Source organism: Paracoccus sigandri, from assembly GCF_003709565.1.
GTDB lineage: Bacteria > Pseudomonadota > Alphaproteobacteria > Rhodobacterales > Rhodobacteraceae > Paracoccus > Paracoccus siganidrum.
This window is the reverse complement of record NZ_QNRC01000018.1, coordinates 24,422-43,071: the sequence shown is the minus strand read 5'-3', so window position 1 is coordinate 43,071 and position 18,650 is coordinate 24,422. Positions and strand designations below refer to the sequence as shown.

At 64.2% G+C, this 18,650-nt stretch carries 18 protein-coding genes; 15 read left to right on the top strand and 3 right to left on the bottom strand.

What is annotated here, in order from left to right; genetic code table 11:
- The first annotated feature begins 41 nt into the window (after positions 1–41).
- The 12 genes from C9E82_RS15825 to C9E82_RS15775 all read left to right on the top strand — a co-directional run bounded on the left by C9E82_RS15825 (position 42) and on the right by C9E82_RS15775 (position 15,097).
- Positions 42–1,028 carry a branched-chain amino acid ABC transporter permease gene (locus C9E82_RS15825; protein ID WP_170162037.1) on the top strand — a complete coding sequence of 329 codons (987 nt, stop codon included), beginning with the start codon at positions 42–44 and terminating at the stop codon, positions 1,026–1,028.
- 150 nt (positions 1,029–1,178) lie between these two features.
- Positions 1,179–2,255 (top strand): branched-chain amino acid ABC transporter permease, encoded by a 1,077-nt coding sequence (locus tag C9E82_RS15820; RefSeq protein ID WP_119897550.1) that lies wholly within the window; start codon positions 1,179–1,181, stop codon positions 2,253–2,255.
- Positions 2,256–2,308: 53 nt separating this feature from the next.
- A complete protein-coding gene (locus tag C9E82_RS15815) occupies positions 2,309–3,589 on the top strand; it encodes an ABC transporter substrate-binding protein (RefSeq protein WP_119897549.1) in 1,281 nt (426 codons plus the stop codon).
- A gap of 54 nt (positions 3,590–3,643) precedes the next feature.
- A complete protein-coding gene (locus tag C9E82_RS15810) occupies positions 3,644–4,474 on the top strand; it encodes an ABC transporter ATP-binding protein (protein WP_119897548.1) in 831 nt (276 codons plus the stop codon).
- A gap of 43 nt (positions 4,475–4,517) precedes the next feature.
- The gene (locus tag C9E82_RS15805) at positions 4,518–5,738 is read left to right on the top strand and encodes a phenylacetate--CoA ligase family protein (RefSeq protein ID WP_119897547.1); all 1,221 of its coding nucleotides are present in this window, start codon (positions 4,518–4,520) and stop codon (positions 5,736–5,738) included.
- A gap of 90 nt (positions 5,739–5,828) precedes the next feature.
- Positions 5,829–6,593 carry an OmpA/MotB family protein gene (locus tag C9E82_RS15800; protein ID WP_119897546.1) on the top strand — a complete coding sequence of 255 codons (765 nt, stop codon included), beginning with the start codon at positions 5,829–5,831 and terminating at the stop codon, positions 6,591–6,593.
- Between the two features lie 86 nt (positions 6,594–6,679).
- Positions 6,680–7,996 (top strand): flagellar hook protein FlgE, encoded by a 1,317-nt coding sequence (locus C9E82_RS15795; RefSeq protein ID WP_119897545.1) that lies wholly within the window; start codon positions 6,680–6,682, stop codon positions 7,994–7,996.
- A gap of 43 nt (positions 7,997–8,039) precedes the next feature.
- Positions 8,040–9,485, top strand: a complete 1,446-nt coding sequence (flgK, locus tag C9E82_RS15790; RefSeq protein WP_170162036.1) for a flagellar hook-associated protein FlgK — start codon at positions 8,040–8,042, stop codon at positions 9,483–9,485.
- 2 nt (positions 9,486–9,487) lie between these two features.
- On the top strand, positions 9,488–10,501 hold the full coding sequence (locus C9E82_RS15785; RefSeq protein WP_119897543.1) for a hypothetical protein: 1,014 nt from the start codon (positions 9,488–9,490) through the stop codon (positions 10,499–10,501).
- A 23-nt stretch (positions 10,502–10,524) separates the two neighbouring features.
- The gene (locus C9E82_RS15780; protein WP_244936033.1) at positions 10,525–11,598 is read left to right on the top strand and encodes a flagellar basal body P-ring protein FlgI; all 1,074 of its coding nucleotides are present in this window, start codon (positions 10,525–10,527) and stop codon (positions 11,596–11,598) included.
- A gap of 372 nt (positions 11,599–11,970) precedes the next feature.
- Positions 11,971–12,543 carry a hypothetical protein gene (locus C9E82_RS24130; protein ID WP_147393058.1) on the top strand — a complete coding sequence of 191 codons (573 nt, stop codon included), beginning with the start codon at positions 11,971–11,973 and terminating at the stop codon, positions 12,541–12,543.
- Between the two features lie 1,582 nt (positions 12,544–14,125).
- Positions 14,126–15,097 carry a dipeptide epimerase gene (locus C9E82_RS15775; RefSeq protein ID WP_119897541.1) on the top strand — a complete coding sequence of 324 codons (972 nt, stop codon included), beginning with the start codon at positions 14,126–14,128 and terminating at the stop codon, positions 15,095–15,097.
- 42 nt (positions 15,098–15,139) lie between these two features.
- On the opposite strand, the gene C9E82_RS15770 is transcribed toward C9E82_RS15775, so the two are convergent.
- Positions 15,140–15,403, bottom strand: a complete 264-nt coding sequence (locus C9E82_RS15770) for a putative hemolysin (protein WP_119897540.1) — start codon at positions 15,401–15,403, stop codon at positions 15,140–15,142.
- A gap of 125 nt (positions 15,404–15,528) precedes the next feature.
- On the opposite strand from C9E82_RS15770, the gene C9E82_RS15765 reads away from it, so the two are divergent.
- The gene (locus C9E82_RS15765; protein ID WP_119897539.1) at positions 15,529–16,104 is read left to right on the top strand and encodes a peroxidase-related enzyme; all 576 of its coding nucleotides are present in this window, start codon (positions 15,529–15,531) and stop codon (positions 16,102–16,104) included.
- A gap of 8 nt (positions 16,105–16,112) precedes the next feature.
- Positions 16,113–17,021, top strand: a complete 909-nt coding sequence (locus C9E82_RS15760; RefSeq protein ID WP_119897563.1) for a DMT family transporter — start codon at positions 16,113–16,115, stop codon at positions 17,019–17,021.
- 37 nt (positions 17,022–17,058) lie between these two features.
- Here the strand turns inward: C9E82_RS15760 and C9E82_RS15755 are convergent, their stop codons facing one another.
- Both C9E82_RS15755 and C9E82_RS15750 read right to left on the bottom strand, forming a co-directional pair.
- Positions 17,059–17,340, bottom strand: coding sequence for a hypothetical protein (locus tag C9E82_RS15755; RefSeq protein WP_240643487.1), 282 nt, complete (start codon positions 17,338–17,340; stop codon positions 17,059–17,061).
- Positions 17,337–17,579 (bottom strand): hypothetical protein, encoded by a 243-nt coding sequence (locus tag C9E82_RS15750; RefSeq protein ID WP_119897538.1) that lies wholly within the window; start codon positions 17,577–17,579, stop codon positions 17,337–17,339. The genes C9E82_RS15755 and C9E82_RS15750 overlap by 4 nt, the downstream gene beginning before the upstream one ends.
- A 298-nt stretch (positions 17,580–17,877) precedes the next feature.
- Here C9E82_RS15750 and C9E82_RS15745 point away from each other — a divergent pair, with 298 nt between their 5' ends.
- Positions 17,878–18,648, top strand: a complete 771-nt coding sequence (locus tag C9E82_RS15745; RefSeq protein ID WP_119897537.1) for a division plane positioning ATPase MipZ — start codon at positions 17,878–17,880, stop codon at positions 18,646–18,648.
- Positions 18,649–18,650 lie beyond the last annotated feature (2 nt).

The window sequence follows — 18,650 nt, the reverse complement described above, 5'->3', positions numbered from 1 at the left end:
GCCCACCTGAACACCCAGCCGCAACCCCGCCGGAGGACCCTCTGATGGACCAGCTTTTCTTCGCCGCCGAGGTGTTCCTGAACGGGCTGATGGCCGGCGTGATGTATTCGCTGGTCGCGCTTGGCTTCGTGCTGATCTTCAAGGCCTCGGGCGTGTTCAACTATGCGCAGGGGGTGCTGGCGCTGTTCGCGGCGCTGACGCTGGTCGGCATCCAGCAGGGCCAGGTGCCCTTCGCGCATCTGATCAACGCCATGTTCGGCACCAACCTGCACCATTTCGGCTGGACCGTGCCCTCGATCCTGGCCATCGCGCTGACCGCGGGGATCATGGTGCTGCTGGCCTTCCTGATCGAGAAGCTGGTGCTGCAGCACCTGGTCGGGCAGGAGCCGATCATCCTGTTCATGGCCACCATCGGCCTGGCCTATTTCCTGGAGGGCATGGGCGACGTGATGTGGGGCGCGGACATCAAGACGCTGGATGTCGGCCTGCCGCAGGGGATCTCGGACACGGTCGAGACGATGACCGCGGACTGGCTGGGCTATGGCTTCTTCCTGGACCGGCTGGACATCTGGGCCACGATGATCGCGGCGCTGCTGGTCGCGGCGCTGGTGGCCTTCGCCCAATATACCAAGCAGGGCCGGGCGATGCGCGCCGTGGCCGACGACCACCAGGCGGCCCTGTCGGTCGGCATCAGCCTGCGCTTCATCTGGGTGATGGTCTGGTCGATCGCCGGCTTCGTCGCGCTGGTCGCGGGCATCATGTGGGGCACCAAGTCGGGCGTGCAGTTCAGCCTGTCGCTGATCGCGCTGAAGGCGCTGCCGGTCCTGATGCTGGGCGGCTTCACCTCGATCCCCGGCGCCATCGTCGGCGGGCTGATCATCGGCGTGGGCGAGAAGCTGTTCGAATTCTGGATCGGCCCGCTGGTCGGCGGCGCCACCGAGAACTGGTTCGCCTATGTGCTGGCGCTGGTCTTCCTCGTCTTCCGGCCGCAGGGCCTGTTCGGCGAGCGGATCATCGAGCGGGTGTGACCATGATGGATTTCGACGCCTCCGGCGGGGGTATTTGGACAACAGAGAAGGCCCGGAGGGCGGAAGCGGCAGGGCTTGCCGTCGCTTCGGAGGCCGATCCGGCGATGGGGCGCGACGCCGCCGCAGACAGCCCGAGCGAGGAGTAACGCGATGTTCTACCGTGAGGCAGGCGACTTCAAGACCACCTATCGCGACGACGGCCAGACATTCCCGATCCGGCTGGATCGCTGGGGCTATTACGTCATCCTGGCCGCGGCCTTCCTGGTCGTCCCGATCTATATCGACGCCTATTGGGCCAATGCCGTGCTGGTGCCGTTCCTGATCTATGCGATCGCGGCGCTGGGGCTGAACGTGCTGACCGGCTATGCCGGGCAGGTCAGCCTGGGGACCGGCGGCTTCATGGCGGTGGGCGCCTATGCGGTCTACAAGCTGATGACCTCGTTCCCCGAGGTCAGCATCGTCATCCACATCCTGCTGGCCGGGGGCATCACCGCGGCGGTGGGGGTGCTGTTCGGGCTGCCCTCGCTGCGGATCAAGGGGTTCTACCTGGCGGTGGCGACGCTGGCCGCGCAGTTCTTCCTGGTCTGGCTGTTCAACAAGGTGCCGTGGTTCTACAACTATTCCGCCTCGGGCCAGATCACCGCGCCGACGCGGCGGGTCTTCGGCTATGCGGTGACCGGGCCGACCACCAGCGCACCGGCCAAGTACCTGATCTGCCTGTGCTTCCTGTTCGTGCTGGCCTGGGCGGTGCGCAACCTGACGCGCGGCACGCTGGGGCGCAAGTGGATGGCGATCCGCGACATGGACATCGCGGCCGAGATCATCGGGGTGAACCCGCTGACCGCGAAGCTGTCGGCCTTCGCGGTCTCCAGCTTCCTGATCGGCATCGCGGGGGCGCTGCTCTTCGCGGTCTATCTGGGCGCGGCCGATGCCAACGAGGCCTTCGGCATCAACAAGAGCTTCCTGGTGCTGTTCATGATCATCATCGGCGGGCTGGGCAGCATCTTCGGCAGCTTCGCGGGCGCGGCCTTCCTGGTGCTGCTGCCGGTGCTGCTGAAGAACATCCTGGTCGGCAGCTTCGGCTGGCCCACCAACCTGGCCGCCCATATCGAGCTGATGATCGTCGGCGCGCTGATCGTGTTCTTCCTGATCGTCGAGCCGCATGGCCTTGCCCGGCTGTGGCAGCTGACCAAGGAGAAGCTGCGGCTGTGGCCGTTCCCGCACTGATTTCCGACAGAACCGGGCGAACCGGCATATCTCATCTTGGGGAGGAGACCCGAATGAAACTGAAATTCACCACCCTGGCCGCAGGCGCCTTCATGGCCGCGGCGCCGGCGATGGCCGATCTGGTCGTGCCGAACCTGTCCTATCGCACCGGCCCTTACGGCGCGAACGGCACGCAATATGCCGACGGGTTCAACGACTATTTCACCCTGCTGAACGAACGCGACGGCGGCATCGGCGGCGAGACGATCCGGGTCCCGGAATGCGAGACCGCCTATAACACCGAGAAGGGCGTCGAATGCTATGAGGCGACCAAGGGCGGCGGCGCGCTGGTCTACAACCCGCTGTCCACCGGCATCACCTATCAGCTGATCCCGAAGGCCGCCGCCGACCAGATCCCGCTTTACACGCCGGGCTATGGGCGGACCTCGGCCAAGAACGGCGCGGTGTTCGAATGGGTCTTCAACGCGCCCGCCAATTACTGGGACGGCGCCTCGGTCGCGGTGAAATACCTGCTGGACGAGAATGGCGGCGACCTGAGCGGCAAGAAGATCGCGCTGGTCTATCACAACTCGGCCTATGGCAAGGAGCCGATCCGCACGCTGGAGGAACTGGCCGAGAAGCACGGCTTCACCTTCTCGGCGCTGCCCATCGACCCGCCGGGGCAGGAGCAGAAGAGCCAGTGGCTGCAGACCCGCCGCGACCGGCCGGATTACGTGCTGATGTGGGGCTGGGGGGTGATGAACCAGACCGCGATCCAGGAGGCCGCCAACATCCGCTTCCCGATGGAGAACTTCATCGGCACCTACTGGTCGGGATCCGAGGTCGACGTGCAGCCGGTGGGGGCCGCGGCCAATGGCTACAAGGCGCTGACCTTCCACGGCGTCGGCATGGATTATCCGATCTATGACGACATGAAGCAATATGTCATCGATCCCGGCAAGGCGTCGCAGGGCGGCCAGTTCGTCGGCTCGGTGCTGTATTCGCGCGGCATGTATGCGGCCGTGGTCATCGCCGAGGCCATCGCCAAGGCGCAGGAGCTGGCCGGCACCTCGCAGATCACCCCGGCGCAGCTGCGCGACGGGTTCGAGGCGCTGGAGATCTCGGCCGAGCGGCTGGAGGAGCTGGGCCTGCCCGATTTCGGCCCCGCGATCACCATGAGCTGCGAGAACCACGGCGGCAGCGGCATGGCCCGCGTGCAGCAATGGGACGCGACCGAGCGCAAATGGACCCTGATCACCGACTTCACCGAGCCGGACCAGGACGTTCTGGGCCCGCTGATCGCCGAGGACAGCGAAGCCTATGCGAAGGAAGCCGGCATCGAGCCGCGCTGCTGATCCGCAACGCCCCGGCGGCCGATGGGTCGCCGGGGGTCTCTCCGGGGGAATGCCATGCTGGACGCCATGACCGACGCGCAGAAAGAGACCCTTCTTGAGGTCAACAATATCGAGGTGATCTACAATCACGTCATTCTGGTGCTGAAGGGCGTCAGCCTCTCGGTTCCGAAGGGCGGCATCACCGCGCTCCTGGGCGGCAACGGCGCGGGCAAGACCACGACGCTGAAGGCGATCTCGAACCTTCTGGCCAGCGAACGGGGCGAGGTGACGAAGGGCAGCATCACCTATCGCGGCGACCGGGTGACCGACCTGGACCCGGCCGCGCTGGTCAAGCGCGGCGTCATCCAGGTGATGGAGGGCCGCCATTGCTTCGAGCACCTGACCGTCGAGGAGAACCTGCTGACCGGCGCCTATACCCGCCGCGACGGCGCGGCCGCGATCCGGCAGGACCTGGAGATGGTCTACAGCTATTTCCCGCGCCTGATGGAACGGCGGAAAAGCCAGGCGGGCTATACCTCGGGCGGCGAGCAGCAGATGGTCGCGATGGGCCGCGCGCTGATGAGCCGCCCCGAGACGATCCTCCTGGACGAGCCCTCGATGGGCCTGGCGCCGCAACTGGTCGAGCAGATCTTCCAGATCGTGAAGGCCGTGAACGAGGGCGAGGGCGTGACCTTCCTGCTGGCCGAGCAGAACACCAATGTCGCCCTGCGCTATGCCCATTACGGCTATATCCTGGAAAGCGGCCGCGTGGTCATGGACGGCCCGGCCGATGCGCTGCGCGAGAATCCGGACGTGAAGGAATTCTACCTGGGCATGTCGGACGAGGGCCGCAAGTCCTTCCGCGACGTTCGCAGCTATCGCCGCCGCAAGCGCTGGCTGGCGTGAGTGACGGACCCGCAAACGAAGCAGCACGGACAAGGTGACAGGGATGACCGCCCATTACGACGATCTGGAGACCCGCGATCCCGCCGAGCGCGAGGAGGCGCTGGCCGAGGCGCTTCCCGCCGCGATCCAGCGGGCCAGGACCGCGCCGGCGCTGGCGCGGCTGCTGCGCGAGGTTGATCCGCAGCAGGTTCGCGACCGCGCCGCGCTGGCTTCGCTGCCGGTGATCCGCAAGGCCGAGCTGTCCGAGGCGCAGAAGAAATCGCCGCCTTTCGGGGGCTATGCGACGCGGCTGGCAGCCGAGTTCGACCATATCTTCCAGAGCCCCGGCCCGATCTACGAGCCCGGCCGGCGCGACGGCGACTGGTGGCGCCTGGGCCGCTTCCTGTTCGCGGCCGGCGTGCGCCAGGGCGACATCGTGCAGAACTGCTTCGGCTATCACCTGACCCCGGCGGGGATGATGTTCGAATCGGGCGCGCGCGCCGTCGATGCCGCCGTCCTGCCCGCCGGCACCGGCCAGACCGAATTGCAGGTCCGCGCCGCCGTCGATATCGGCACCACGGTCTATGCCGGGACGCCGGATTTCCTGAAGGTGATCCTGGACCGCGCCGACGAGATGGGCGAGCGGCTGTCGATCACCCGCGCGGCCGTGGGCGGGGGGGCGCTGTTTCCGTCGCTGCGGCAGGCCTATGCGGATCGCGGCATCGTGACGCGGCAATGCTATGCCACCGCCGATCTGGGCAATATCGCCTATGAAAGCGAGGCGATGGAGGGGATGATCGTCGACGAGGGCGTCATCGTCGAGATCGTCCGCCCCGGCACCGGCGACCCGGTCCCCGAAGGCGAGGTCGGCGAGGTCGTCGTGACCAGCTTCAACCCCGACTATCCGCTGATCCGCTTCGCGACGGGCGACCTGTCCGCGGTCATGTCCGGCACAAGCCCTTGTGGCCGCACGAACATGCGCATCAAGGGCTGGATGGGCCGCGCCGACCAGACGACCAAGATCAAGGGCATGTTCGTGCGCCCCGAACAGGTCGCCGCGCTGGTCGCCCGCCATCCCGAGATCGCCCGCGCCCGCGTCATCGCCGACCGCTCGGGCGAGATGGACGTGATGACCGTGCAGCTGGAATCCACCGCCGACAGCGGCGAGGCCTATGCCGCCAGCGTCGCCGACACGCTGAAGCTGAAGGGCCGGATCGAGATCGTCACCCCCGGCAGCCTGCCCAATGACGGCAAGGTGATCGAGGACCGGCGCAGTTACGACTGAGCCCGAATTACACGGCATTTGATCCGTTAACTTGTTTCATCGGCACCATGGCCCGACATTCGCTCCGGTTCATAGTGACGGAGTGGTGGCATGGCCGCTGGGAAAGGCTCGACCGGGGCCACGATCATCATCAAGCGCGGCGAGGGCGGCGGCGAAGCGGGCCATCACGGCGGCGCCTGGAAGGTGGCCTATGCGGATTTCGTGACCGCGATGATGGCCTTCTTCCTGCTGATGTGGCTGCTGAATGCGACCACGGAAAAGCAGCGGCAGGGCCTGGCCGAATATTTCAACCCGACCATCGTGCATCGTCCCGGCGCCGCGGGCGACGGGGTCGAGGACGGAACCCGGCAGGCCGTCCAGCAGCTGACGCCGGACAGCATGAAGCAGGCCGATTTCGAACGGCTGGCCCAGCAGGTGCAGGATCAGCTGACCGGGACCGGCGCTGAATCGATGCAGCTGACCAACATCCTGCGCCATGTGGTGACCCGCATGACCGACGAGGGGCTGGTGATCGAGCTGACCGACCTGGCCGGCCAGCCGCTTTTCGTCGAGGATACCGCGCAGCCGCAGCCCGTCCTGACCGAGCTGGCGGCGATCCTGACGCGGGTTCTGGGCCATGTGCGCAACGATGTGGCGCTGTCGGGCCATGTCCGCGCCTATCCGGAAATGCTGGTCTCCTCGCCGGTCTGGGCGCTGTCGGATGCCCGCGCCCATGCGGTGCGCAATCTTCTGGAGCGCGCGGGATTCGACCCCATGCGCGTCCAGCGCGTCAGCGGCTATGCCGACCGCAAGCGGCGCAATCCGAACCCGATGGACCCGGAAAACAACCGGATCGAGCTGATTTTACTGAGATAGCGCGCAGAGGCCCGCGCGCATTAGGCGAATCTTAAGCTCTGCCCCGAATACTGCCCCGAACATCAGATAGTGAAAGGTCCGCTTCCATGTCCATGTCCTCTGCCATGAATGCCGGTGTCGCCGGGCTTGCGGCCAATGCCACCCGGCTGGCGACGATCTCGGACAATATCGCGAATTCCGGCACCAACGGCTACAAGCGGATGGAGGCGGAATTCGACTCGCTGGTCCTGAACCAGCATCGCACCAGCGGCCATTATTCGGCGGGCGGCGTTCGCGCCACGACGAAGCGTATCATCGCCGAGGACGGCGCCCTGATCACCACCACCCATCCGCTGGATATCGCGATCGACGGGCGCGGGATGCTGCCGGTGACCTCGGCGGTCGACCTGGACAACGGCTTCGAGACATTGCCGATGATGATGACCCGGACCGGCTCTTTCCGTCCCGACGATGCCGGCATTCTGCGCACCGCCTCGGGGCTGGTGCTGCTGGGCTGGCCGGCGCAGTCGGACGGGACCGTCCCGGTCATGCCGCGCGACACGATGGGCACGCTTGAGCCGGTGCAGATCTCGCCCCACCAGACCGTCGGCGATCCGACGACCCGGATCTCGATGGCGGTGACCCTGCCCGCGGCGCAGACCCGCCCGGATGCGACCGGCGATTCGCTGCCCCTGAAGATCGAATATTTCGGAAATCTCGGGACATCCGAATCGCTCGATCTGACCTTCATTCCCGACACCAGCGTCGCCAGCGGCATGTCAAACACCTGGGTGATGGAGGTGCGGGATTCGGCGTCGGACCCGGCCTCGAACCTTGTCGGATCCTACCGGATCGTCTTTGATGACAGCCAGGCGAATGGCGGCAGCATTTCCTCGGTGACTGTCCTGTCCGGCGGTGCCTATGACCCGGTGGCGGGGACACTCGATCTGCAGGTGGCCGGCGGACCGCTGAGCATGGTCATCGGCGCGCCGGGCGGGACGACGGGCATGCGCCAGCTTTCCGCCAGCTTCTCGCCTTCCCCGATTTCGAAGAACGGCTCGCCTGTCGGCAATCTCGTCACGGTCGAGATCAACGAGGACGGCTTCCTGCGCGCCACCTACGATACCGGTTTCGTTAAGACGCTCTATCAGATCCCGCTGGTGGACGTCCCGAATCCCGACGGGCTGCTGGCGCTTGATGCACAGACCTACAAGATCTCGCCCCATTCCGGCAGCATGTTCATGTGGGATGCGGGCGACGGGCCGACCGGCGCCATCATGGGCCATGCGCTGGAGGCATCGACCACCGATATCGCCCAGGAACTGACCCACATGATCACGACGCAACGCGCCTATTCGTCCAATGCCAAGGTCATCCAGACCGTGGACGAGATGCTGCAGGAAACCACGAATATCAAGCGCTGAGGGCCGTCGTGACCGGCCGAGAGATGACAAAGAGGAACCGAGCATGAGCATAGCGCGCGCCCTGTCCAACGCCATGTCGGGTCTGACGGCGGTCTCCAGGGGAACCGAAACGGTTGCGGCAAACCTCGCCAACGCCTCCACGCCGGGCTACGCGCGCCGCGAGGTCGAGTTGTCGCCCCAGAGCCTCGGCGCGAATAGTGGCGGGGTGCGGATTCACGGCATCGCACGCATCGTCAATGCGGGGCTTCTGGCAGAGACGCGGCTTGCCGAGGCCGCCCGTTCCGAGGCCGCGGTGAAGCTGGCCTTCACGAAGGATATGGAAACGGTGATAGGATTGCCGGGAGAGGCAGGCAGCTTGGGCAATGTGCTGACCGCCTTCCAGGCCGCCCTGCTTTCTGCCAGCGCACGGCCGGATGACAATCTGCGCCTGTCCACGGTGATCGCCGCCGCCGAGGATCTTGCGCACCAGCTGAACACCACGAGCAAGGTGGTTCAGGAGGCGCGCACGAAAGCCGATGCGGCCATCGCCTCGGAGGTCGCACGTCTCAATGCCAGCCTGGAACGTGTCGCCTATCTCAACCGGCGCATTGCGATCATCTCTGCCGAAGGTTCGGATGCCTCTTCCCTGAAGGATGAAAGGCAGGCCGTGATCGGCCAGATCGCCAGTATCGTGCCCGTGCAGGAGGTCCTGCGAGACAACGACCAGGTCGCCCTGTTCACCACCGAAGGTGCGGTCCTGCTTGACGGCAGCAAACCGATCCGGTTGGGTTTTCAGCCGGCGGGACAACTGACGCCAGAGATGACGGTGGGCACGCCGCCAGTCGGCGTGTTGCAACAGGATAGCGTCGATCTTTCCGCCGGCGGGATGCGCCTGTTCGCCGGGGGATCCCTGGCCGCGAATTTTGCGATCCGCGATGAGCTTGCGCCCCAGCTGCAGCACGAGATCGATTCGATCGCGCTGGAACTCTACAACAGGCTTTCCGGCCCCGATGCCGATCCCAGCTTGGCAAATGGCGAGCCGGGGCTTTTCACCAATGCAGGCGGCGCGGTCTCGCTCTCGACGATGACCGGATTGGCTGGCCGCATCTCCGTCAATTCTGCCGCCGTTACGGAGCCCTGGAGGATCCGGGCTGGATTGGCCGCGACGACACCCGGCGAGGTGGCAGACCCAGCGCAACTCTTGCGATGGATTACGGCGCTTGATGCGGTTGCAGCCCCTCCCTCCTCTGGTGCTTTCGAAGGGCAGGGTACGCTTTCGAAGCGTATGGCAGAGCTCGAATCGCGTATCGTGACGAGACGTGTCTTTGCGGAATCCGACAGCACCATTCGCAATAGCCGTTACGAAACGATCACCTGGCGTTTCATGTCGCTTGGAGTCGACAGTGATTTCGAAATGCAAAGACTTCTTCAGTACGAACATGCCTATGCCGCGAACGCTCGGGTCATTCAGGCAATTGATGAAATGATGGATCATATACTGAGGATCTGAAGATGAGCATCTACTCCGTTGGCGATCAGGCCCGCGCCCTCGCACTGCAATCCGCGGCTGGTCGCTTGAAGACGACCCTGAACGTCCTGACCGAGGAGCTCGCAAGTGGCGAAGTTTCGGATATCGGCCAGCGTGTTTTGGGGAACACCCAATCCTTGCGTGCGATCGAAGACAAGATTTCGGTGGCGGAAGAGTTTCATCGCATCTCCGTCGAGGCTGATGGCCTGGCGAAAATGATGGGTGCTGCACTCGATTCAATTCAGTCAGTTTCGTCGAATATTGCGATCAATCTGATCAATGAACCTGTCGGAGAAAGTGCCTCGCTACTGCTGGAACGCTCTGGTCAGGTTGCAAAAAATCTCGATCTGATTGTGACTCGATTGAATACGAGCTTCGGCAGTTATCATGTGTTTTCGGGCACGGCCACGGATCAGCCTCCGCTTATGTCCGGTCCCGAGATTCTGGATATTATTCAAGGAATGATTTCGGGGCTAACCATCGCTAGCGACATTGTCCAGGCGGTAAGCGATTGGTTTGATTCTCCTTCTGGTTCTGGTGGGTTTCTGGACATCGCCTATAGAGGTAATGATGATGGCCGGCAATTCATGGTTTCTGAGGGGCGCGTCGTTGTTCTCGATGTAAATGCAGGTGCTCCGGAAATACGCGATACCTTGAAAGGTATGGCGATATCTTCCCTGGTGAGTAGAGGCGTTCTTTCCACCGATGTTTCTCAGCAGCGTGAGCTGATGCGCCTTGGGGGAGGAATCATCTATGACAGTGATCCTTTGCTGATCTCGGCGCAAGCCAAGATTGGCCATTTTGCTCAATCCATCGAGAGGAATATCGCAGAAAACTCAACGCTATCGGACTCACTGAAGATCTCGCGAAACGATATTCGTTCTGCTAACCCTTATGAAACATCTCTGGCGCTGAGCGATGTGGAGAGCCGACTGCAAGCACTATACGCAGTTACTAATCGTCTGTCGAAGCTCAAGCTTGTGGATTATGTTCGGTGAAGGGTATATTTCTTATACTGGCGATGCTGTTCTCTACGGTTTTTGCCGAGGCGACACCAGTTCGTATCAAGGACCTGGCAGACTTCGATGGAGTCCGCGGCAATGATCTGGTTGGGTATGGGTTGGTTGTTGGTCTGGATGGTACTGGCGACAGCATGCGGAACGCGCCCTTTACGGAAGAAATGCTGGCCGGTTTCCTGGAACGTCTTGGGGTGAATGTAACTGATGACGCGTTGCGTTCAAAGAACGTTGCTGCGGTGATCGTTACAGCGACATTGCCTGAGTTTGCGCGCTCGGGTAGCAGGATAGACGCCAGCGTCTCGACAATCGGAGATGCGAAAAGTTTGCTTGGGGGCACGCTTGTGATGACGCCTCTAAAAGCAGCAGATGGGAATATTTATGCTGTGGCTCAGGGCTCTATTATTGCTGGTGGCGTATCCGTGTCGGGGGACGCGGCTAGGGTTGTGGAGGGGGTGCCGACCGCAGGTAAGATACCAGTTGGCGCACGAGTCGAACGAGAGGTGAGTTTTGATTTCTCCTTGATAAACAACATTAGAATTGCGTTGAGAAATGCAGATTTCACGACAGCAACCCGTATCGAAGATGCCATAAACAGGGATTTCAGGCGTCAGATTGCGCTTGCGCATGACAGTGGAACAGTTATCGTGGGGTTTCGCCAGCTTGGCCAGGTCAATCCATCGCGCGTTCTGAGCCGTATCGAAAACATTCTCATTCAACCGGAGAATCGTGCCAGGGTGGTCATCGATCACAAGACGGGAACGATTGTGATGGGCGATCAAGTTCGTATATCCCGCGTGGCGGTATCCCAAGGAAATCTTACACTCAAGGTCAGCGAGGCTTTGCAGGTGTCGCAGCCAAATCCATTTGCGATCGGCGAAACGATTACGGTTCCGCGGACTTATGCTGAGATCGGCGATGAGCCTGGTATCGGATTTGCCGAAGTTGGGAGTGAGGCTTCGCTTGGTGACCTGGTCGAAGGGTTGAATGCATTGGGCGTGCGTCCCAGGGATATGATTGATATCTTGAAATCCATTCATTCGGCAGGTGCTTTGCACGCGGATCTGGTGGTCGAATAGAATATCTGTCGTCGGTTTCGGACAACTCGACCAGCTGGCCGGGGCTACGTTCATCTCACGCCTGTCGGGCCCGACGACCCGCGCCGCCAGCTGGATGATGATGGGACAAAGCGCCCGATATCGGCGGGGTGAAGGCGAGAATCTTGCGGGTGATGTGGTCGCAAGCGCAGAGCATGAAGAATATGGCATCTCCAAAGATATCTTGGAGCGGTAATTTGGCGAGATGTCAATCGGCTTTTCGCTGTCTGATCTGAGATGGTATTTCGTTGTTCTTCCTGCTTTGGTTGGGTTTTCACGGAATGATCCATTTATGGGTCGGATTTCGGCTCCTTGTTGCGCGAGGGCCATATTTTATCCGCGCGGAGTCGTTACTTGGCCGAGATCCGGATGAGGAAGATACGGCACCGAAAAGAAGAACCTCAAGAAGTGATCAGCCTTGTTCATATTAACAGAGAATATGTTGAACCGGCAATCGGTGTCATGGCTCGCCCTGCCATGAAGCTTGACGCTCATGATGCTTTGGGCCGGCTTCTCGATCTTGGAATCTGCTGGTCGGCTTTCTCACGGAACCCCGCCTTCCGCGGGATTCACGAGGCGAGAGCGGCGGCTGGAGATACCACCATGATCAGGCTAGCACCCATGCGTTACCGCATCATGAACTCGAAATTCCGTAACGATGCGCTCGGATGTCGTTTCATTCAAATGAATCGACAACCTGCTGATCTGGCTGAGCAAGGGGCAGGCGAAACCGCAAGGCTGCCCGCCCCGCGGAACTCCGGTCTTCTCCTGCGCGACGATCCGGCTCGGCCTGATGGTAGCGGTTCTGCGCGGCTTGCCGCTGCGGCACACGGTGGGGATGTTGCCCCAGCAAGGTTGCAGATGGTGGGTCTGGATCGGATAATATCAGCGTTTTTTACTCTGAGCCGCAGGCGAGGGCCATTGTGACGCGGATAACGAACCGCAGTGGGCCGGCCCGTTCAATCTGCTGGTGGACAGCATCGGGATCAGGTGTCCGGGCGATGGTGCATGACTGATCTGCAAGCATGGCGTGCATTGCCGATGCCGGAATCGCGAGGTCCTCTGGTGATGAAGGGGCAATCGGGGTATTCGGGCGGTGGAACCGAGCTCAAGGCGCAAGGGCGACAGTCCCCTCCTGTCCGGTCCGCTGGAGCAGAACCGGGCCGATGAACAGATCGGTCTCGTGGCGGGGATGATGTTTTCGATGCTCGCAGGTATCGTGCCGCGATCTGTGGGCGTGATGGCACGGGCATCATGTTCGGCCGAAAGAATGGGCCTCGGAGAGAACGGACTGTTCTGCCGCCGGGGCGCATGGGCGATGTCCTGCGGATGATTGGGCGCTTCGGCTGGGCGATCCGGAGGGTTGGCCTGGCCGTCATATCTGCAGCCGGGTTGCGGCCATGATGTGATCCCTCAAGCCATTGGGGACCGGATCGCCCCGGTTGGTCACTGTCGATCGTACTGAAGGCGCCATGCATACACTTGGCTGATGGAGCAATGGCACCCAGATTTGCAGCCCTCGCGACCGCTCTTGAAGGAATGGCGGTTGCCTGTTCAGGCATGGGTCGCCTCAACGCCTCCGGGACGGCCGGAGTTGGACGTATGGTCGGGGATCAAGACGAAAGATGTCGGATCGCTTGCGAGATCAGGCTTGCCGCCATGCTGCGACATTTCCGGCGTGGCGGCATCGATGCCGTCCCGGCCGGTCTACTGGCATGGGCTGCCTGGCTGGCGGATGCCTGGCCGTGTCCTTCGCGCCAGGATGCCGTCATTTCCGGCTGACGGTCCGTCTCTCGTGGAAAATCGGTGGGCAAGGGGGGCGCCGCAGCCCTATTGAACAGCTTGTGGGTGAAGCCGTGCTGCGGCTGGCTTGCATGATCGAGGTGGAGATCGATTGCCAGATCCTCGGCCAACTTCGCATCGGTAAAGCCGGATCGATCCGAGGCCGAGGCGGCGCCTCGCCGATGCCACGGCTGGCGGCGACCCTCACCGCGATATTTTCAAGCGGCATGGAAACGCCCTGCGGGAGGTGGATGGCGTAGGCGGCCTGCAGGCGCTTGCCGTCGGTGGCGACTTGGGTATGGCGTTTCGCGAACTGCGCTGTGATCCGCCTCCGTCCGCGCGGGTTGGACATGGCAGGCATGGGCTTGCTTGGCGCAGCAGCAGATGGCGATTTCGTCCCCGATGGCCGCCGGCCGGATGATCGCACCGTTCGCCCTGCCGCCGCGTCACCGGCCGGCGCAGGGTGGCGGCGCCATCCGCGGTTTCGCCAGTGTCTGGGCGGGCCAGTTGCCGCGGCCAACCGGCGCGCTGCGCTCTGACCGGAAGGGCAGGGGCGAGAGATCCCCACAGGCGGCAGGGCGACCCACCTGCCGCCGCCCCTGTCGGCATCCGCTGGCCCGGAAACAGTCGTCCATGCGTGGTTTCTCGGACGCATGAGCCGGATTGCGGACGCAACATACCCGACAGGCTCTCACACTTTCCCGGCGGTTCGTGCTTTCATTCCCCCATGCGCATCGAAACCTTTCACCGTCGTCTCCTCTATCGCGCGGGCAGCTTTACCATTTGCGACCGCAGGCTGGAGCATGTCGATTCGATCGAGGTGGTCGTCACTCGGCAGGGTTGTCGGGGCAGGGGGGAATGCGTGCCCTATCCCCGCTATGGCGAGTCGATCGCCAGCGTGCAGGGGCAGCTGGACCAGTTGCCGCCCACGTTCACCCGGCAGGACCTGCCGACGCTTCTGCGGGCGGGGCCCGCGCGCAACGCGCTGGACTGCGCGCTGTGGGACCTGGAGGCGAAGCTGGCGGGACGGCCGGTCTGGCAGCTGGCCGGGCTGGAAAAGCCCAGGCCCGTGGCCACGATGCGCACCCTCTCGACCGAGACCCCCGAGCAGCTGGCCCGCGACGCGGCCCGCTTCGGCAGGATCCACCACATTCTCAAGCTGCTGCTCAACGGCCCCGACATCCTGCCGCTGGTCGAGCTTGTGCACGCGGCCGCGCCATCCGCCTCGATCGTCGTCGACGCGCGCGAGAGCTGGACCCTGGACGACTATCTGTCGCTGGCGCCCCGGCTGGCCAGGCTGAAGGTGATCATGATCGAGCAGCCCTTGCCGGCGAAGGATGACGAGCTGCTGGCCGGCATCCGGCGTCCCCTGCCGGTCTGCGCCGACGAGAGCTGCCACGAAATCCTGGCGCTGCCGCGGCTGCGGGGCCGCTATGACGCCGTCAACATCAAGCTCGACAAGGCCGGGGGGCTGACGGCGGCGCTTGCCCTGCGCGATGCGGCGCGACGGGAGGGGCTGAAGGTCATGGCGGGCAGCCTGATCTCCTCGTCCCTGGCGACGGCGCCGGCGATCCTGGTGGCGCAAGGCGCGGATTATGTGGACCTGGACGGCCCGCTGCTGCTGCAGGAGGATGGCGCCGGGGCGATACGAACCGTGGGTCCGCTGATCTGCCCGGCAACGCCCGACATCTGGGGATGAGGCGATGGGCGACGAGCGGATCGTGACGCTCTGCCCCGCGCCTCAGCCTGCCTGGCCCGTCCCGGATTCGCTGGCGCGAAACAGCAGCCATTCCTCGATCACGCGGCCGTCGGGAAGGTGGCAATAGCCGACCTGGCCGCCGGATTCGCTCTGGATCTCGACCCGGCCGCCCAGCCGCACGCAATGGGCCGAGGCCGGGTTGGGCATCGACAGCGCCCTTTCCTCGGGCGTCTGCGTGAAGCGCGGCACGGTCACGCCGCAGGCCGCGACCGCGATCAGCGGTGCGAATAGAAGAACGGTCCTCATCCTCTGCCCCCTGTCCTGTCCCCGGATTTGTGCGGCGGCGCGGGCGGGATTGCAAGCCCGCGTCCCGCACCGGGGCTTCCATCCGCCCGGCGGCTCGGCCAGAGTGGCGCGCAAGGAGGCATCCCATGACCCAATCCCATCCGATCAGCCGCTTTCCGGTCCCCGATCTGGCCAGCCTGCCGCAGGACATCCGCGCGGCGATCGAGAAGGTGGCCGAGAAATCGGGCTTCGTTCCCAATGTCTTTCTGGCGCTGGCCCACAGGCCGGCCGAGTTCCGCGCCTTCTTTGCCTATCACGACGCGCTGATGGACAAGGACGAGGGGCTGAGCAAGGCCGAGCGCGAGCTGATCGTGGTCGCGACCAGCGGGCTGAACCAGTGCCAGTATTGCGTGATCGCCCATGGCGCGATCCTGCGCATCCGGGCGAAGAACCCGCAGATCGCCGACCAGGTCGCCACCAACTGGCGCAAGGCCGACCTGACGCCGCGCCAGCGCGCCATGCTGACTTACGCCGAAAAGGTGGCGCTGAACGCCCAGCAGATCGACGACCGCGACCATGCGGCCCTGCATGACGCGGGTTTTTCCGAAGATGAGATCTGGGACATCGGCGCCATCGCCGCCTTTTTCGGCATGTCGAACCGGCTGGTGAATGCCGGCGACATCCGGCCCAATGACGAATTCTACATGCTGGGGCGGCAGTGAGCGCGACCATGACCGACAGCCTCGCCGGCGCCCGGCGCGAGGCCCTGCGCGGCCATGCCGCGATGCTGCTGTTCTCGGTGCTGGTGGCGGGGTCCTTCTCGCTGGGGGTGCGGGCGGCCAACCTGATCCATCCCGAGGCGATCACGGCGGCGCGTTTCGTCATCGCCGCCGGGGTGATCGGCGGGGTGGCGATGGCGGCGGGGCCGGGCCTGTCGCGGCGGGCCCTGCGGGCGCCCTGGCGCTATCTGCTGCTGGGCGGCATGTTCGCGGCCTATTTCGTGCTGATGTTCGAGGGGCTGAAGACCGCCCCCGCGGTCTCGGCCAGCGCCGTCTTCACGCTGACCCCGCTGATGGCGGCGGGTTTCGGCTGGCTGCTGCTGCGGCAGCGGATGACGGCGCGGATCGGGCTGGCGCTGGGGCTGGGCGGCTTCGGGGCGCTGTGGGTGATCTTTCGCGGCGACCTGGCGGCCATGGCCCGGCTGCATCTGGGCCGGGGCGAGGCGATCTATCTGGTCGGCTGCGCGGCCCATGCGCTGTACACGCCGATGGTGCGCAAGCTGAACCGCGGCGAAAGCGCGCTGGTGCTGAGCTTCGGGACGATGCTGGCGGGCAGTCTGGTGATGCTGGTCTGGGGCTGGGGCGCGATCCGCGAGACCGACTGGGCCGGCCTGCCCGCCATCGTCTGGATCACCCTGCTTTACGTCGCCATCTTCGCCAGCGCGGCGACGGCGGTGCTGGTGCAATATGCGACGCTGCGGCTGCCCTCGGCCAAGGTCATGGCCTATACCTATCTGACGCCGGCATGGGTGATCGCGCTGGAGGCGATGCTGGGCCAGGGCCTGCCCGGCCTGGCGGTGCTGCCGGGTATCATCGCGACGCTGGTGGCGCTACTGATGCTGCTGAAGGGCGAGGAATAGCCGCCGCCCAAGGGACCGGGCGGCGGCATGCGGGGCGTCAGATCGGGCGCGTGGCCAGCCAGGCCCACCAGCCCTTCGATGCTGTCGCCCCGACCGGATGGCCGGTGACCTCATGGCCGCCGGCATCGATGGTGACGCGGCCGTCGCGGAAGCGATGCATCACCGGGCCCTGGGCCTGCTGGTTGCGGCCGATGGCGATCACCGCATAGCCCAGGTCGCGCGCGGGTTCGGGGCGGGCCGAAAGCTCGGCCGCGATCATGGCGGCCAGGGGATCGACGGGGGACATCGGGACCAGGCCGGTCAGGTGGTTCGGGGTCATTGCAGCGGTCCTTTCACGATTTCGGCGAAGGCGACCCATTTGCGGGGATCGCGGTTTTCCATCAGCCGCGTCGCGGTCTGCATCGGTTCGCGGCTGTAGATGACCATCGGCGTCCCGGCGATCCGGTAGGGCGCGCCCGAGACCCGGTCGACCAGGTGGATGGCGTAGCAGCGCGGCTCTGGCCGCACGACCCGGCTGATGCCCGAGGCGATCCGGCTGAGACCTGTCGTCATGTTCATGCTGTCTCCTTTCCTCCGGAAACCGTCAGTCCGTCCTGACAGGTTTATTACGACAAACTTTGTCGTGTTATGCAAGAAAAAACGACTCAGCGCATCGTGTATTAATTTTAACGCGATTTTAAGGGTTTCGGCCGATACCGGGCGAAAGACGGGCTGCTGGAAGGGGCGAATCACGGCGATCCGGCCATGCGTGACGCGCGGGCGGGGGCAGAATGCGGCGCGGGCGGACCGGCGCGGCTTTTCATCGGCTCACGCTGTCGTTAGGTTCCGCCGCGAAGAATGGATCAAGGGGCAGCCGGTGGCGCATATCATCGTTGTTGGCAACGAAAAGGGCGGGTCGGGGAAATCGACCACGTCGATGCATGTGGCGACCGCGCTGGCGCGGATGGGGCACCGGGTCGGCGGGCTGGATCTGGACGTGCGCCAGCGCAGCTTCGGCCGCTATCTGGAAAACCGCGCGGCCTTCGTCGCGCGCAACGGGCTGGCCCTGCCGACCCCGGTCATGGCGGAACTGGGGCAGGGGTCCGATCCGCTGACGCCCGCGCTGACCGCGCTGGAGGCGCAATGCGACTTCATCCTGCTGGACTGCCCCGGATCGCATACCACGCTGAGCCAGATGGCCCATACGGTCGCCGACACGCTGATCACGCCGATGAATGACAGCTTCGTCGATTTCGACCTGCTGGCGCGGATGTCGCCCGAGGGCAAGGTGCTTGGCCCCTCGATCTATGCCGAGATGGTCTGGGCGGCGCGGCAGATGCGGGCGCAGGCCGGGGCGGGGCCGATCGACTGGCTGGTGCTGCGCAACCGGCTGGGCACGCAGGCCATGCACAACAAGCGCAAGGTCGGGGGCGCACTGGACACGCTGTCCAAACGCATCGGCTTCCGCGTCGCGCCGGGCTTTTCCGAACGGGTGATCTTCCGCGAGCTTTTCCCGCGCGGGCTGACGCTGCTGGACCTGAAGGATCTGGGGACCGAGCAGCTGTCGATGTCCAACATCGCCGCCCGGCAGGAACTGCGCGACCTGATCGGGGAACTGCACCTGCCCGGCGTCTCGGTCACGTTCTAGCA